This window comes from Bifidobacterium sp. SO1, from assembly GCF_018555335.1.
Taxonomy (GTDB): domain Bacteria; phylum Actinomycetota; class Actinomycetes; order Actinomycetales; family Bifidobacteriaceae; genus Bifidobacterium; species Bifidobacterium simiiventris.
On record NZ_JAFEJR010000012.1, the window covers coordinates 89,295 to 103,770 of the forward strand.

At 56.2% G+C, this 14,476-nt stretch carries 28 protein-coding genes; 27 read left to right on the top strand and 1 reads right to left on the bottom strand.

All coding sequences use genetic code 11. From position 1 onward, the window contains the following. The first annotated feature begins 10 nt into the window (after positions 1-10). From JS541_RS10210 to JS541_RS10310, 21 genes are all read left to right on the top strand, one after another. Complete coding sequence (locus JS541_RS10210; RefSeq protein ID WP_214374359.1) at positions 11-268, top strand: hypothetical protein; 258 nt, start codon at positions 11-13, stop codon at positions 266-268. 117 nt (positions 269-385) lie between these two features. Further along, positions 386-742: a hypothetical protein gene (locus tag JS541_RS10215; protein WP_214374361.1), complete on the top strand. Its 357-nt coding sequence runs from the start codon at positions 386-388 to the stop codon at positions 740-742. A gap of 49 nt (positions 743-791) precedes the next feature. Then, entirely contained in the window at positions 792-1,067 is a 276-nt protein-coding gene (locus JS541_RS10220) for a hypothetical protein (protein ID WP_214374369.1), read from the top strand. Further along, the gene (locus tag JS541_RS10225; protein ID WP_214374371.1) at positions 1,064-1,996 is read left to right on the top strand and encodes a type IIL restriction-modification enzyme MmeI; all 933 of its coding nucleotides are present in this window, start codon (positions 1,064-1,066) and stop codon (positions 1,994-1,996) included. Before JS541_RS10220 ends, JS541_RS10225 begins: the two co-directional genes overlap by 4 nt. A 257-nt stretch (positions 1,997-2,253) precedes the next feature. Next, positions 2,254-2,514: a hypothetical protein gene (locus tag JS541_RS10230; RefSeq protein WP_214374373.1), complete on the top strand. Its 261-nt coding sequence runs from the start codon at positions 2,254-2,256 to the stop codon at positions 2,512-2,514. An 84-nt stretch (positions 2,515-2,598) separates the two neighbouring features. Then, on the top strand, positions 2,599-2,958 hold the full coding sequence (locus JS541_RS10235) for a hypothetical protein (protein ID WP_214374375.1): 360 nt from the start codon (positions 2,599-2,601) through the stop codon (positions 2,956-2,958). A gap of 86 nt (positions 2,959-3,044) precedes the next feature. Further along, positions 3,045-3,314, top strand: coding sequence for a hypothetical protein (locus tag JS541_RS10240; RefSeq protein WP_214374376.1), 270 nt, complete (start codon positions 3,045-3,047; stop codon positions 3,312-3,314). Next, positions 3,314-3,796, top strand: coding sequence for a hypothetical protein (locus tag JS541_RS10245; protein ID WP_214374378.1), 483 nt, complete (start codon positions 3,314-3,316; stop codon positions 3,794-3,796). The genes JS541_RS10240 and JS541_RS10245 overlap by 1 nt, the downstream gene beginning before the upstream one ends. A gap of 22 nt (positions 3,797-3,818) precedes the next feature. Then, a complete protein-coding gene (locus tag JS541_RS10250; protein WP_214374379.1) occupies positions 3,819-4,232 on the top strand; it encodes a hypothetical protein in 414 nt (137 codons plus the stop codon). Then, the gene (locus tag JS541_RS10255) at positions 4,229-4,528 is read left to right on the top strand and encodes a hypothetical protein (protein ID WP_214374380.1); all 300 of its coding nucleotides are present in this window, start codon (positions 4,229-4,231) and stop codon (positions 4,526-4,528) included. Before JS541_RS10250 ends, JS541_RS10255 begins: the two co-directional genes overlap by 4 nt. Positions 4,529-4,618: 90 nt before the next feature. Continuing rightward, positions 4,619-5,647 (top strand): hypothetical protein, encoded by a 1,029-nt coding sequence (locus JS541_RS10260; RefSeq protein WP_214374385.1) that lies wholly within the window; start codon positions 4,619-4,621, stop codon positions 5,645-5,647. A 316-nt stretch (positions 5,648-5,963) separates the two neighbouring features. Next, a complete protein-coding gene (locus tag JS541_RS10265; RefSeq protein ID WP_214374386.1) occupies positions 5,964-6,323 on the top strand; it encodes a hypothetical protein in 360 nt (119 codons plus the stop codon). A gap of 138 nt (positions 6,324-6,461) precedes the next feature. Further along, entirely contained in the window at positions 6,462-7,091 is a 630-nt protein-coding gene (locus JS541_RS10270) for a hypothetical protein (protein WP_214374387.1), read from the top strand. A gap of 117 nt (positions 7,092-7,208) precedes the next feature. Further along, complete coding sequence (locus tag JS541_RS10275; protein ID WP_214374389.1) at positions 7,209-7,760, top strand: hypothetical protein; 552 nt, start codon at positions 7,209-7,211, stop codon at positions 7,758-7,760. A 78-nt stretch (positions 7,761-7,838) separates the two neighbouring features. Then, positions 7,839-8,093 carry a hypothetical protein gene (locus JS541_RS10280; protein ID WP_214374390.1) on the top strand — a complete coding sequence of 85 codons (255 nt, stop codon included), beginning with the start codon at positions 7,839-7,841 and terminating at the stop codon, positions 8,091-8,093. Positions 8,094-8,204: 111 nt separating this feature from the next. Continuing rightward, a complete protein-coding gene (locus JS541_RS10285) occupies positions 8,205-8,396 on the top strand; it encodes a hypothetical protein (RefSeq protein ID WP_214374391.1) in 192 nt (63 codons plus the stop codon). A gap of 7 nt (positions 8,397-8,403) precedes the next feature. After that, complete coding sequence (locus JS541_RS10290) at positions 8,404-8,727, top strand: hypothetical protein (RefSeq protein ID WP_214374392.1); 324 nt, start codon at positions 8,404-8,406, stop codon at positions 8,725-8,727. A 1-nt stretch (position 8,728) separates the two neighbouring features. Continuing rightward, positions 8,729-9,094, top strand: coding sequence for a hypothetical protein (locus tag JS541_RS10295; RefSeq protein ID WP_214374394.1), 366 nt, complete (start codon positions 8,729-8,731; stop codon positions 9,092-9,094). Continuing rightward, positions 9,095-9,457, top strand: a complete 363-nt coding sequence (locus tag JS541_RS10300; RefSeq protein ID WP_214374396.1) for a hypothetical protein — start codon at positions 9,095-9,097, stop codon at positions 9,455-9,457. Next, positions 9,454-9,747 carry a helix-turn-helix transcriptional regulator gene (locus tag JS541_RS10305; protein WP_214374397.1) on the top strand — a complete coding sequence of 98 codons (294 nt, stop codon included), beginning with the start codon at positions 9,454-9,456 and terminating at the stop codon, positions 9,745-9,747. Before JS541_RS10300 ends, JS541_RS10305 begins: the two co-directional genes overlap by 4 nt. 92 nt (positions 9,748-9,839) lie before the next feature. After that, positions 9,840-10,112, top strand: coding sequence for a hypothetical protein (locus JS541_RS10310; RefSeq protein WP_214374399.1), 273 nt, complete (start codon positions 9,840-9,842; stop codon positions 10,110-10,112). Between the two features lie 61 nt (positions 10,113-10,173). On the opposite strand, the gene JS541_RS10315 is transcribed toward JS541_RS10310, so the two are convergent. Beyond that, the gene (locus tag JS541_RS10315) at positions 10,174-10,353 is read right to left on the bottom strand and encodes a hypothetical protein (protein ID WP_214374400.1); all 180 of its coding nucleotides are present in this window, start codon (positions 10,351-10,353) and stop codon (positions 10,174-10,176) included. A gap of 99 nt (positions 10,354-10,452) precedes the next feature. On the opposite strand from JS541_RS10315, the gene JS541_RS10320 reads away from it, so the two are divergent. From JS541_RS10320 to JS541_RS10345, 6 genes are all read left to right on the top strand, one after another. Continuing rightward, positions 10,453-11,703, top strand: a complete 1,251-nt coding sequence (locus JS541_RS10320) for a hypothetical protein (protein ID WP_214374402.1) — start codon at positions 10,453-10,455, stop codon at positions 11,701-11,703. A gap of 59 nt (positions 11,704-11,762) precedes the next feature. Further along, positions 11,763-12,617, top strand: coding sequence for a hypothetical protein (locus tag JS541_RS10325; protein WP_214374405.1), 855 nt, complete (start codon positions 11,763-11,765; stop codon positions 12,615-12,617). Positions 12,618-12,627: 10 nt separating this feature from the next. Then, entirely contained in the window at positions 12,628-12,882 is a 255-nt protein-coding gene (locus tag JS541_RS10330) for a hypothetical protein (RefSeq protein WP_214374406.1), read from the top strand. A gap of 64 nt (positions 12,883-12,946) precedes the next feature. Further along, entirely contained in the window at positions 12,947-13,150 is a 204-nt protein-coding gene (locus JS541_RS10335; RefSeq protein ID WP_214374407.1) for a hypothetical protein, read from the top strand. A gap of 92 nt (positions 13,151-13,242) precedes the next feature. Further along, the gene (locus tag JS541_RS10340; RefSeq protein WP_214374409.1) at positions 13,243-13,878 is read left to right on the top strand and encodes a hypothetical protein; all 636 of its coding nucleotides are present in this window, start codon (positions 13,243-13,245) and stop codon (positions 13,876-13,878) included. A gap of 109 nt (positions 13,879-13,987) precedes the next feature. After that, entirely contained in the window at positions 13,988-14,347 is a 360-nt protein-coding gene (locus tag JS541_RS10345) for a hypothetical protein (RefSeq protein ID WP_214374410.1), read from the top strand. Positions 14,348-14,476: the final 129 nt, after the last annotated feature.

The following is a 14,476-nucleotide window of genomic DNA, read 5'->3' on the forward strand; positions in this document are numbered from 1 at the left end:
AGAACAAGCGATGAACGACTACGAACTCGGTCGCAACGACGGCATCCAAGACCGACTCGACGGGTATCTGCCGATCAACTGGCAGAATCACGTTGACGACTATCTCTATTGCGGCCGGTTAAACGTCAACGCATACAAGAGTGGATACCGTGACGGCTGGGATTGGATTGGAGAACCTGCCGTCAACGATAACGACGGGCTGATTCTCTCTGACGATGACTTGCGTGATGAGTTGCGCGAGGCTGATTTGGCTGAGATCGGTATCTGAGTGTATCGGCTTGTTTGCTTGGTTTCATTGCGATTTTTGCACTTCACGCCTTTTGTGTTATACTGCAATCGTCCACATAAAAGAGGTTTGAAAACAACCAACACAAGGAGAACCAACATGACCCCCGAAAACTGGAACGCCAACGTCGCAACCCTCACCAAAGCCATCAACGAAGAGCTCGGCAACAACGCCCACGGGTTCATGGACATCGACATTCACAACAGGTCGGCAGTCGGCGCATACACCAACAACACCACCGTCATCATCATCGAATGCGGCATCAGCGGAAACCCGATACTGGACGAGCCGACCAACTGGGTCACACTCTCCCGCACCGCATACGATACCAACCGACCGGACCTGAAAGACTACGCCTACGGGATGCCGCGTGAACTGGTCGAGGAAATCTGCGATGTCGAAGACACGGAAGAATCCGACGCCTTCACGCAGGCAATGGTAGCTATCGAACGCTAAAACCATCCAAACCACATCAAAACCACTCAGATTAAATCAGGAGCAAACAATGGCATTCGACATTCGCACCGTTCACAAGGCATTTGAGGCGACGGGCTTCGACTGGAATTATCTCGGCGGCGACCTCTCCTATCGGGTCACCACGGCGACTCACATCATCGACTTCGACTTTGTGCGCCCCGCCTACCAGTGGCATTGCGTCACGCTTGGCCGCACGATCGATGGCGAGCGCTACGGGAAGGCGCGACTTGAGTATGTGGATGATATGACGCCCGCCGATCTGTCGGACATGATTCGCCGCACGGTCGCGGAGATCGTCCGATGAGCGATGCGGTCGATGTGACCAATCCCGTCGAACCATCGATTTCAGCAGACGATTGTCTTGATGTGAAGCTGGGCGTTTTCACCAAAAACAGGCATTCCTATCGTTTGCGGAAAAATGGTGAACAGTGGCTTGTACATCCGGTCGACCGTGAGGCGCCGTGCGGCGGCGTCCTGCGTGACTGGGATGGTTTCTGGCGAGGTTTCCTTCTGTTTGAAGATGACGAGGCAATCGGCTTAAAAGGATGGTGGGAAACCCGGAAAGCCGCCGCCGATGCCATATGGGGAACATTTTCCGGTATCTGCATGTGGACTCGCGACGATTGGCGGCGTTTGAAGAAGATCGCGAACGGGTTGCCGATTCCGTCTGACTGTCTTCCTCCTATTTTTGACGAAGCCATTCAAGACCGGTGGAACGAAGGCGTGAGCACGGGCATATTTTGGTGTCGGCTGGCCGAAGCGATTGGCTATGTTAAACCTTGGCGAACCGTGTACGCATTCGAAGCATCAATCCCCTACACATTTCGTCGCATGGATGCGTACATCCCCAACCGGCTCATCATCGAACAGAAAGCATTCCACGTCGATCTGGATCACACCGGAAGAGCGGATTATCCGACCGCGATCAGCCAAATACGACAGTACTTGCAAGACCTGAAGGATTTAGGCAGGAACGCTCCGTGGGCTTGCGCGTGCAACTACCGGCAATGCCGCATATACGAATCCGACTCAACGGATTATGCTCAAACATATGAATTCGACCTGTATCAGACCATCGACCGAATCATGCTGCTGATCTGGCTCCGACACATCATCGCCTACGAGCCGATCGACAAAGCCGCGCAACATGTGTATTCAAACCTGATTCAGCGAAAAAGAACGAGCGACAGAGAACGTCTGAAACAGTCAGATTCACACTCTTTGTGCGCCTAACCAAATCCCATGCTTTCGAGTCAGAAAGGTCACACATGAAAATCAATCCAGCTAACGGTTTCGATCAGTTGTCTTGCATGATCCGTCTGCAACTGCTCATGCAAGCGACACGACCATTGTGGCCCAACATGCCCAATCCCATACCCGAGTCCGTTCAGGTCGCCGCAAGCAAGAAACTCGACTCCATCAGCGAGGAAGAATGGGCGGAACTACTGGACCTCTCCATACCGGCAACCTATTCAAGCTGGAGGCGATAGTTGAACGGTTTCTGGCTTGGATATGCCTGTGGTCTGGCGACGCCGTTCGTATTGCTGACTGTTTTCATGCTGTTGACGTTGACACCGTTGCTTGACTTGCATTGTTCACTGGAATGCTCGTACTGCAATCGTGTGCTGCTGCCGGAACGGGAAGGGCGCAACTACTACGGTTTCCATGTGCTGCTGCGATGGTGGCTGCACGAGCTGACGCGCACTCATCGGCGGAACAGGAAGCAAGCCAAGCAGCGGCTTGCCGGATAGGCCGAAGGCGGTCAGGTACTCGCGTTCCGTTTCTTCGGGATAAAGTGTCGGCATCGAATATCAAGATACGGAATGGATTGAAAAATGAGCGTTCGCATTGACGATTGGACTGTGCAGGAACTGTACGCCGAAATCGACAGGGTCTCCCCCTATCGGGTTGCATACTATAGAAGCGATATTCATCGTTTCTGCATTGACGCGATTCCCGGACAAGGGTACGACCGTCTCGACTGTCGGCTCTATCAAGAGGACGGCGACAGCTACGTGTACGCCGTGCTCAGGGACGGCGTAACCATGCACACCATCAAAAAACTGTACGTCTGGTTGAGCAACGATGCGTATACCATGCACGATCTGGCCGTCCGATTCAACGAGGATCTGACCAATCAGCTCAAGAACATCGGATATTTGGATGACGAAGGCAATGGAGGGCAAAGCGAGTAATGCAGGGCTTCGATGATTGGGGATGCGCCGCGAAAACATCCTCAACGAGATCGCCGGCGAAACAAGGAGACGAAGGAAGAGAGGCAATGGCAAAGCTCAAATGTCTAGTGACCGGCGTCGGCCACGGCGGGAAGGTCACTCGCGGCATCGTTCTGGTCGAGGCGACCGACTGGGATCCGTTCTTCAACCAGCAGAGACCCTGCTGGCGGGTGTCCTTCCGTCGGTCTCCCTATGAGGCGCATTCGTATCCGCGTCACAACTGTTCGGCGGAATTGGCGGCGAGCATGTTCGTACAGGAGTATGTCGGTCTGCATCCGATACTCGGATCGGCCGTCATCGGAGAAGAGGAATGGTGATGACCGTGGATGATCTGGATCAGTGGATCAACCGTCGCATCGAACGGCTGAGGTCGCGTATCGAAGGCGATCGAAGTGAGATCGAACTATGCGACCTTCATCTCAAACAACTGTCCGGCCTGCTGTCGGAGGCCGTGGCATCCAAGGATTACAACGAGGAGACTGTTGATCTTGCCGACGAGTTCTCCGGCTATCTGAGAGACCGGTTGACGGCGAGCGCGGATTCGGAGGAGTTTTCCAAACTGCTCGCCCGCCTTGAATCCGACCCGTCGCAGGTGAAAGACCGGAATCGTGATGTGGACGGCGCATGCCGGTATGGGGTGGATCGGCTCCATTTCGGCGAAACATACCCCGACTTGTGCGGTCAACCCACTGTATACGGCACCCGCTGGTGTGCGATGCATGAGGCCAAATGGTGTGACCGGTGCGGTCGTCATCTGACCGGTTCAACGGCGAAAGCGTCGAAGAAGCATCGTGAGTAAGCCCCGGAGGTTCTTCCGGCCGATGATTCTGACGGTGGCGGCGATCGTAATCGGTTCGACCGTCGCCTATGCGGCAATTCCTGACGGGCAAGCCGCCATGTCTTTGAATCGTATGGAAAGCATATTGACCGTGTTCCGTGAGCGGCCGGATCAAACGTGGTACTGGTTGAACCGTTGCCGGAAGCATGATTTCTCACAGGTGCCGATCATGGAACGGCGTGGTCGGTTCGTCAACGGCCGATTCACCGGCAGTGGTTTTCCTGTCGAAGAGTTGGAGCGCAACGGTGTGAACATGACATGGAATCCGCTCCAGTTCCGTTGGGAAGCCGTCACAAACAAGGAGAAGGTGACCGTCAGTCTGGTTGCCGACTGTACAACCTTGGGTGAAGTCACCCGACCGCCAATCGAAACGTCAACATGGAAGGAACCATCATGAACCAGCAGCATCCGTATGAGCCGATCCGGAATTTTTCGCCGGTCAGCTGGGAACGATGCGCACAACTCGCGGAAACGAAACGAGCGAAACAACCAGTCGACAAGCCGATCGTCGTCAGACGACTGTCCATCCCGTTGGGCGAGTATGGTTCTGCCGGTGAACTGTCGTTCGATGTGATCGCTGACCCGGCTGGTTCGGGAAACCTGCTGACGGTCACCGTGCCCGTCGCTGATTCGTTCGTGCTTTCTCCATCGAGCCGGCGGAAGCTGCGCGACCTGCTGGACAATCTCGACTAGTTCGGGCATTTCTCCATTCAGCCGATCATCCGGCAAACACGGCCGCTTAAACTAAGAAAAAACACCATTCCTCGAGCGAAGGAAGTCACCATGGTCGATGCCCGCAAATCAGCGCAAGCCCGCCGTCAACGTCGCGACCCATATACGAAACAGTTCGCCAACGAAGGCAAACGAACCATGACGCCGACCGGCGAACAACTGCAACGAGCCGTCGCAGGCAATAGTCCGACCGGCGAACCCGATTTTGATCAGCTCATGGCCGCAACCGACGCATTCGATAACCCATCCGATGCTCGCAAAATCACATTCGACCTATCCAACGGTCAAACGATCAACGGCTACGCTTTGGATGATGGGCGAATCGACCGCACCAATATACCGGACGGCTGGCATGCCTACTCCGTGATGGAAACCGAATTTGACGACTCCGAGGACTATGACGATGACGGCGCAGCCTGGAACGATCCCGGCTATGACGCCGCGTACGATCCCGCCCCGCCATCATCCACCCTCAGCATTCTCAAGAACTGCCACGTGAACCATCGTCTTGACTTCATCACCACACAAAACCTCGACCAGCAGCTAGACTCCGACGAACTATCCAACATTAACGACGAACATTGGGGATTCGGTGACAATACGCTTGCCGACGATCTTGCGGAACAGTCCGGTGACGACGATTTCGATCTGGATATCGCACGCGAAGAACATCGAAAGAACATGGTCGACGGCATGTATATGCAAGCCGAAGTCAGCGAACCAACGCCGGAACGTATCCAAGCGTTGCGAGACGCCATGTTCCAGACCATCGACCACGACGAGGAGAACAAGGGTGAATCTACGCTCGGCGCGATCAACTATGCGCCATCCGGCGATACGACACGGTTGCACTTGGACGATCTAAGCGCGGAACGGTTGGCCGAAGCGAAGGAATACGGCGGGTGGAACCCCGACAAGGACCCGTATGTCCGTTTCAACGATGATGGCGATCTCGAAGGCATGACACAAGAGCAGGCCGACGCTTTGATCTGGAACAACCGTCTGAGCATCATCCAAGCCATGCGCGACGACGAAAGCGCGAAAATGAACACGGTGAACCGTCTGAGCGAGGCTTTCTGACCGGCTCGCCGTTGGACGGGCTGGCGAGTGGTGACTGCCGTCAGCCCGTCTGCTGTTCCATGTGGTCCAAGGACGGGTCATAGGCGTTGCCGGTGGGCTGATTGTCGGGGAGGAGCCACGGTTCGCCGAAGTTGTTGTAGTGTCTCATTTTTTCCTCCTGTTTTGTTTGCGTTGTTGTTGATTGTGGCAGGGCTGGTTTGTGGTTTTCCTTGGTTTTGGCTGTGTATTGCACCTTGTCACCTATTGTGTTATACTGTAATCGTCCACATAAAAGAGGTCGGGGAAACACCCCGACACACCAAACAAGGAGATCGACATGACCCACTACATCACCGAAACCTGCGACCAGTGCGGCAAAACCGAATGCCACGTCCGCCCGCTCATGCTCCACTGCGAGGACTGCGACCTCACGCTCTGCCCCGACTGCAACATCATCAAGGACGAGTGCAACACCGAGATCGAAGAACGCATCGGGCCATGCGGCAACTGCGACAAGATGATCTGCGACGACGACGCCTTCTATTGCAACGATTGCGGCCAGCGCAACTGTTCCGACTGCGCTCGTCACTGCGAGGAATGCGGCGAGAACTACTGCGCACTGCACTGGAGTTTCTCGACCGACACCTGCCTCGCCTGCGCCGACTTCTACCGCGAGTCGATGGGCGACTTCGACTGAGCCCGATCGGGGCTGAGCTTGTCCCCGCGATCTTCTCGCTCGTGACGAGCGGATCGCGCACTTCGCAAGTACAACCGTTTTAGTCCACATAAAAAGATGTCGAGGAAACGCCCCCCGGCATCAAACAAGGAGGCCATTATGACCACTCTCACCCAAGAAATCAGCCAGATCGCCATCGACCCCGAGCCGGCGCACGACAGCACCGACACCATGCCCGTCCAGATTCAGAAGCCAGTCCCGTCGTTCGCCCCGTTGAAGAAGCGCAGGCAGGCGCACGTCGCCCACCATCTGCCGCCGGCCCCGCCGACGATCCCCGTCCAGTCGAAGCCGTTCGACCAGTTTGCGCCCGCCACCTATTCGTTCCCGGCTGCGGCGAAGCTCACCCCGAAATGGCTGCTGGCCGTCTTCGCCGCGTCCGCACTCGCTATGCTGGCGATGCGGGTGTCCGGCGACGAGGTGATGCCCGTGTTCCGCGTGTACGGTCTGCTGTTCCTGGCGACATGCGTGGCCTTGTTCGTCGCGCTGACGTTCGAGGCCGAGACGGCGCTGGACGCGGTGTGCAAGGCGTATGGCGTGACCGTGCTTGACGCGCAACCGATCGTCCACGTGTTCGATCATCGCGTCCCGGTCACGTATGTGCGTGGGAACGATCGGAACGTGTATCGTGCCGTGGTTTCGTATTCCAGGGGCAGGGCGTTTCTGCTTGAGGCCGATGGGTCGAAGGTGATCGGCCGGGTGGATGCCGTGCCGATGCAGGTCGCTGCCTGATCGTTTCGGTTGGTTTTGCTGCGTGCAGGGTTTGCTCTCATACACACTCTGTGTTATACTGTAATTGTCCACATAAAAGAGGTTGGAAAAACACCCCGACACAACAAGGAGAACACCATGCACACCCTCACGCTCGTCATCGCACCCAGCCAAGGCGCTGCCGAAAACCAGCTCGAACCCTACGCAGCCGACCTCGACGTCGAACCCTACATCGACATGGAAAAGGAAGACTGGATCAACGAGGAACGCGACTGGCGTAAACACGCGCTGACCTCCGTCAACGCCACCGACAGCGAGAAAACCGAATACGCCCGGCTCCTCGCAATGGACGACGACACGTTCGCCCAGCACATCATCGACCTCGGTGAATACGAATACGACGAGGACGGCAACAGGCTCAGCACCTACAACCCAGACGCGGAATGGGACTGGTATGAGACCGGCGGGCGCTGGGAGAAGGAAACTCGGGAATTGCAGGGCATCACCGTCGAGGAATACATCGCCAATCTGGATGATCCGAACACCACCCGCCCCTGCGACGTCGTGACCGAATACGAATGGTACAACGATTTGTACAACGACAAGGATCAGCTGATCGAAGTCATGCGCGACGCGATGGAATACTCGGACGACGAATTGCGCGTCTGGTTTTACGACTGCCATATGTGACCGCCAGCCGGGAGAAGGCCGGCCGTCTTCTCCCCTCGTTTCTTCTATTATCCCCAAAAAACATCGAACTCAGGAAAAATGACCAACAACAACCGCAACATCACCTTCAACAAGGACACCTACACTTCCAGCCGTTGCGCCACTGTCTACTTCAAGGACGGCACCATTTACCGCAACATCAACCTGTTCCCCTTCGACACAGACAATGGAGTGCTCGTCGCATGGGATGCGATGATCCCCTCCCGCAAATGCCGGGTGGTCGGTTTCCGAGCACCCCAGAAGAGTCAGGGGTTCCTGCTGAACCGAGATGTTCTCAAGGTTCAACTCGCCTAAAACAATATGTTATACTGGATGTGTTCACATAAACATTGTGGGCGCACCCAACCACGCGAAAAGACGGCACACCCGCCAACCCCAATGCACCCAAAAACCGAAAGGACAATCATGACCACACGTCAGAAACTCACCTGCCAACAGACAGACCAGCTGCTCAGCGAACCCGGCTGGAAGCAGATCAGCCGACAGGACACGCAGTCGCGCACCACCATCATCTACCGTCGAGACAACGAGACCATCAAAACCAGTCACGATCCGATCACCGGACTCAACTGCGACCACGAATACTGGAAGGATTAACAGCACCGTGAACAAGCCCACCACCCAGCTCAAAGCCCGATACGAGGCAGTCGGCGCGATCTTCAAAGACACGACACGCGAACACGGTTGGAACGTGAGCACCATCCGATCCAGCCAGTATCGGCCGATCTTCGCCCACACGAACCCCAACGGCGGCGACCCCATTCACATCGGGTTGAAAACACTCGCGCACAGCGACCAGCCGACGTTGGCGGTGATCGACCGTGCGCAGAACCCGTTGAAGCAATGGCAGATCGACACGGATTCGATCACCGACATGATGCAGGGCGTCGCCTATATCCTCAACCAGTTGGAGGAGGAGGGAGCCTGAAATGGCGAGGCATAAGGCCGTCAAACCTGGCAAGCCGGACAGGCCGAAACGGGAGCCGAACATCGTCAAGGAGTCCATGCGTCGGCGACGCCGCGAACATCTGCACGTTCCTGTGATCATCGGCAGTGTGATCGCTGTCCTGTCGATCATGTTCGGCACCGCATGGTTCATTCCCGCCCAATACGTGCCGTTGTCGAAAACGATTCGCACGTGCACGGTCACCGGTGGGGGCACGTTGCGCGTGATCACCAGTGATTGCGGGACGCTTCTGTATCGGGGTCGAATCAGCCTGTTGCAGGGTGAGACGGCGTATGCGGTGACGACAGGGCAGATCGCATGGCAGATCGAACCAGCGGAAGAAGAGTAAATGGAAGAAGAAGAAAACGAGAACGGCAAGCCCGATCGGATCGTCCGGCTCATCAGACTCGCGTACGCAGCCAGCGACCGTGACGCCGCATCCACGTATCAGCGGGTATTGCCGGGCGTACTCAAAGCCGTCTTGGCGGATCGCATGATCCTCGTACAAATCGATGCAAGTCACGATGATGCGGTGACGGTCATATGGTCCGCCCAGTCAGGCAACGAGAATCTGGCCATCGGCCCGGCAACCGTCATCCCCGCGTATTCGCTGTCGGACGCCGGCGACCTGCTTGCCGTGATCTTGGACGGTTTGGACGAATGGCTGGTCACCGGCGATACGAAGTATTTGAGAAAGCTCGCCCGAGCATGATCAAACCCAGCAAATTCGACAAGGCGTTCGGCGCGATCCTCCGTGAGGAACGGCATCGGAAAGGCTGGGATTTGTGGCAGGTCGCCCAACAGGCCGGATTGTCGGTCGGCTATCTGAGCGAGATCGAACGCGGCAGGAAACATGCCGCATTCCACTATTGGGGTGAGATCGGTTCCGCACTCGGTTTGACTGAGGCCACACTGCTGCGGAAGGTGGCCGACCGTCTGGAACAATCAGAACAACCCCAAGCCAGTCGTGCGTTTGACCGGTTCCTTGAATCGATGCGATAATCCCCGACGATCCGGTTCGCGGTCAAACCACCTCTCAATTCACACACTCGTTAAACTACCCGAGTCCACATAAAACGTTAAGGAGAAACAACATGACCCACTTCGAAGACCAACTCATCGAACGCTACCCCGACACCGCCGACACGGCGCTCATCTCACGCGCCGACCACATTCAGGGACTCCGCTCTGCGTATACGGCCGGCGTGAGAAACCTGACCGGTGACCTGTTCGACCGAACCTGCCGCAACTATGCGAAAAAACAAGGTTACGGCGACTGGGATAATATGAAGGACGCCGACAAGGATATGGTGAAGAGTCTGATCCTCGCCGTGCATGAAGCGAAAATCGAAGCGATCCGACAGTGACCTGCATCGCTCCGGAAGTGAATGCACATTAAGCCGGGGGGAATTCTGCACTGTCTTGGTTTCAAAGCCATTCGGGGTTCATGGTTATGAGTTTTCGAGCCGTCTCAGGTATGGGTTGATTGAGGGCTTTTTCGAAGGTGTCGAACGCTTCCGGGGAAAGTCGGGTTACGGTTTTGCTGTCGTGTGCGGTGGATGGTTCGTTGGTTTGATGCCACTGGTGGGTCATGTCGGTTTTGTTCATGGTCCTTATTGTCCGTCGTTTTGTTATGTGGTTCAACATCCTATCTTTATGTTATACTGGTATCGTCCACATAAAAGAGTTGTTTCAAAAGGAACCCTCATGACCCGCATCACCACCCTCATGCCCGCAACCGACCCCATGCAACGCTCCAAGCAACTGCCCAAACTCAACCTCGACGACACACCTTGGACCATCTGCCGCAAGATCGGCAGCTACCTCCTCAGTTCCCTCAACAACGAGCAGATCGAACAAACCGCGTTGAACACGGCACGCTGGCTCATCGGCGACAAGGCGGAACCAATCACCCCGGAACCTGAATCACTCGCCTCCTACCAGATCGCCAAGATCACGTCCGAAGCCCGAACCTATCGCAACGACGACGGCACATGGGCTGTCATCGCATTCGGCTCCTGCCCGAAAACGCTTCTCGGCGACCACACGTGGCATTGGAACAATCGCCGCGAACGTGAGCGCACGCGGATCGTCGGCGTGCGACTGCCGGTGATCGTCGGAGCCATGCGGTTGATCACCCCGGAAATCTGCGAAATCGTCAACGGGAACATTCCCGAACAGTATCGCCATTATCCCACGGCCGACAGTATGATCATGCGGTTGATCAGTGAGGATTGCAAGTACCAGCGGGCGATCCACGTGGCGGTGAACGTTGCGGCGAAGCTCCAATGGCCGGTCGAGGAGCGGGTCGAACTGGCGATCAAATGGAAGAACCGGAGGATCGCCGGCGTGTTCGAGGATAAGAAGCATTGCGACGACAAGCATCGTCAAGCCGCCTTGTCGAGCATGTTCGGCCGCACGTTCCAGCATGTCGAGATCGATGATGGTGTCGACTTGGATTTGTACCGGGCGTTGGATGCCGAGTTCGCCGAGCTATGGGCTGCTTGCCGGCTGCCGATGATCGATACGGTGAACGCGTTCCGTTTTCGGCTGACCGGCCGTCATCGCGCCACCGGCGTCTATCATCCGGTTCGTCGCGCGATCGCGGTTGATCCACGTCACCCGGATTCGACATGGCATGAAATGAGTCACGCTTGGGATGCCGAGCATGGTTGGGTGAGCCTGTCGCCGCGTTTTCAGCCGACCATCGACGCCTACGTCGCCGCGCTTGATACGACCGGTATGACCGATTCTCAGCTCAACTATGCGTTGACGCCGTGCGAGATTTTCGCCCGCTGCTCAGAATACTGGGCGATGCGCAATCATATGGGCGGTTCGTTCGCCAAAACCACGTTGGAAGGCAACCTGTATGAGCCGTTCGCCACGATGGGCGATCAGGCGTACGAGTTCTTCAGCAATGTGAACCTGTTCGCCCCGGTCTTGGAACAGGCCGCTTGAGATCACAAGGGGAGACTCGACGGTTGCGTCTCCCCTTTTTGCATAGTTAAGGAGAATCAATGCTTACCGCACGTTACCATGATCGAATCATCACCTCGCTCACCATGACCGACGAACAATGGGCGACAATACGAGGCGAAGCCCATCATGCAGACACTACGCCACTATCGTCGCCGATCACCGGCAGTCCCATGCATTGCAAAACCCGACGGGACACCGGCCTTCGGTTCTTCTCATGCTTCGTCGGCGGACACGACGGGTTGACCGAGCCGGAGACCACGCATCACGTCACATTGAAACGGATCATCATGGAAACGGCGAGCGCAATGGGGTTCGACGCCTCCGTCGAACATGCGCACCGCGATGAGGCCGGTGATATCGACTGGATCGCCGACACGTATATTATTCGGCCGGATCGGCGTCCGTTGGTTTTCGAAGTGCAATGGTCGTATCAGACCGATGAGGAGTTCGACCGTCGCACCGACCGATACCATGACGCCGGTATTGACGTGATCTGGCTTGACCGGCATCTCAAACCGGAGGAAGCGCATGAATGGCGCTGCTACGGCAAGGTGTCGTTTACCGGCCGTTCGCTGCGACTCCCGTTGAAACAATCTGAAGACGGTTACATGTTGTATTGGGATGATGCGTGGCATTCCGTAGCGCACACGGTCAACTTGACGTTGCGAGACCGGTTGCACGCCTACTATACGGGCTTGTCGATCAGCGTGATCCCGGCCAACTGTTGGAAGTGCCACCGGCCCATCGCGACATGGAGCTGCGACCAGTCGGTGATGTTCCCCTACCGCCGGACGGAACCGGGTCGAGGAACAATATACGACGCAGGTCACCGCATGGCTGGCCGCACATCAGGATCTGACCGGAGCCGCATCACCCTGCCGTTTCGAGGATAGGTATACGAAGATGTCGGGAACCCGTTATCGTGCGTTCGTCTGCCCGCATTGCGGTGGCGTGCAGGGCGACTTCATGCGCATGGAGGAGATCGACGATGCGGTAACCATGTCGATAGGCGCGGAGCGGCATCTCGGCGTCCACGTGTTCGGCATACCGAAGATTGACGAACCCGCCGCCCCAGTCCAGCCGTCCTTTGAGAGGGAGAGCATGTCGGTCGAACAGGTGGCACGGATCATAAGCGGTTTGGACTCTATGGACTGTTAACCGTCTGGTGAGTTCGCTGTGCCATCATTGGGCCTATCAGCGCAAGGAAACGAGGGATATCGCCATGACCGAACAAGCTACCGAACGCCAATCCGTCGGAGACAATCCCCGGACGGCCGAGACCACGGAGCAGGCAACCCGAACAACACTCCATGATTCCGATTGCGACAAGTCCGATCTCAACGTCGAAGCGAGACGGCAGGCGACGGCACGGGAGGACCGCAGGTTCTCTTCGGTCAGCGAGTTAAGGGCTTTCTACGGCGAGTGACCGACATTCGATCGACTTGTATCATCTCACCAAAATTAAATGTTACACTGTACCCGTCCACATAAAAGAGTCGATACAAAACAGAGAACACCATGAGCACACGCAACATCACCCGCATCGCCCGCACCTCCGGCAAATGCAGCAGAACCGGCAAAATCCGCTACAACAACCTCTTCGAAGCCAAACTCGCGCTCGCGACCTGCAAGGGGTCGGCGTCCAGAAAACGGAGTGAACGCCGCACATATTTGTGCGAGTTCTGCCACAACTGGCATCTGACCAGCCAGAACGGGCACTACAAGAACATTCCCGACCGACAGTACGAGCGCTGCTACAAGCTCATGAACTCGGATAACGTGATCAAAAGCACCGCGCTCAGCAGTTTCCGCAAACTCCAAGCGAAAGAACGCAAAACCGAAGAATGGGAGCCGATCATCATCGCAGCAATCCACGCCTACACGTCGGCCGGACTGCCAGTGGAGGAGCTACGCAACCTGTGGCTTTGGAACGCGTTCCGAACCAGAATCGACGTCAACGATCTCACGATGAAACGTTGCCTCCGCGAGTTCACCGCATTATGCGAACGATTCGTCAAGGAGCGGGAAGCCGATCCGTTCAGTTGGACCGACGTGGATGCCGTTCGCCAGCTCGCCGCCTGCTATAGCGAAAAGAATCAAGCGGAGGATACAGCTGTTCGGGCGTGGATCATTCGAGCCGTTGAGATGGGCTGATTGGGATTTGTTGTTTGGTTCTGCTTTAACCCACCCTTATGTTACACTGTAGATGTCCACATAAAGGAGTGGCGGAAGACATCCACCAACGCCAAACAAGGAGACCCCAATGCGTATCAGCACCGAAACCAAAACTTGGAAAACCGGAGACAGGACAACATGCCTCACCATCAGTGGGCTAACCGGCGAAACAGCCGACGCAATTGCCGAACGGCTGGTCGACCTGATCGACAATATGGCCGACGAGACGTTCGCCAAAATCGAAGGATACGGCCGGTTACGCATCGAACCCGGCGGATTCGACCGTTGGATCGCCACCATATTCCCGGACTCCGGCTCCTGCCCGACGAAACATAGGCGCGACTGCGGCGTGATTCTCGAAAAAAAGCAGCCGCGAACCGAACTCGTGCGACTGGTGCGGATCGTAATGAATCGCGAGCGCCTATGCCGCAAGGCGCTTGGTGCATGACGGTCTTGTGATTAGTAGCTAAAATACTAGTTTTTTCTAGTTGTTTATGATATACTAGGATCATGAAGCTTTCCGAGTATGCGCGTGTTCACGGTATCCAGTACCGTGCGGCGTGGGAGCGTTTCCGTT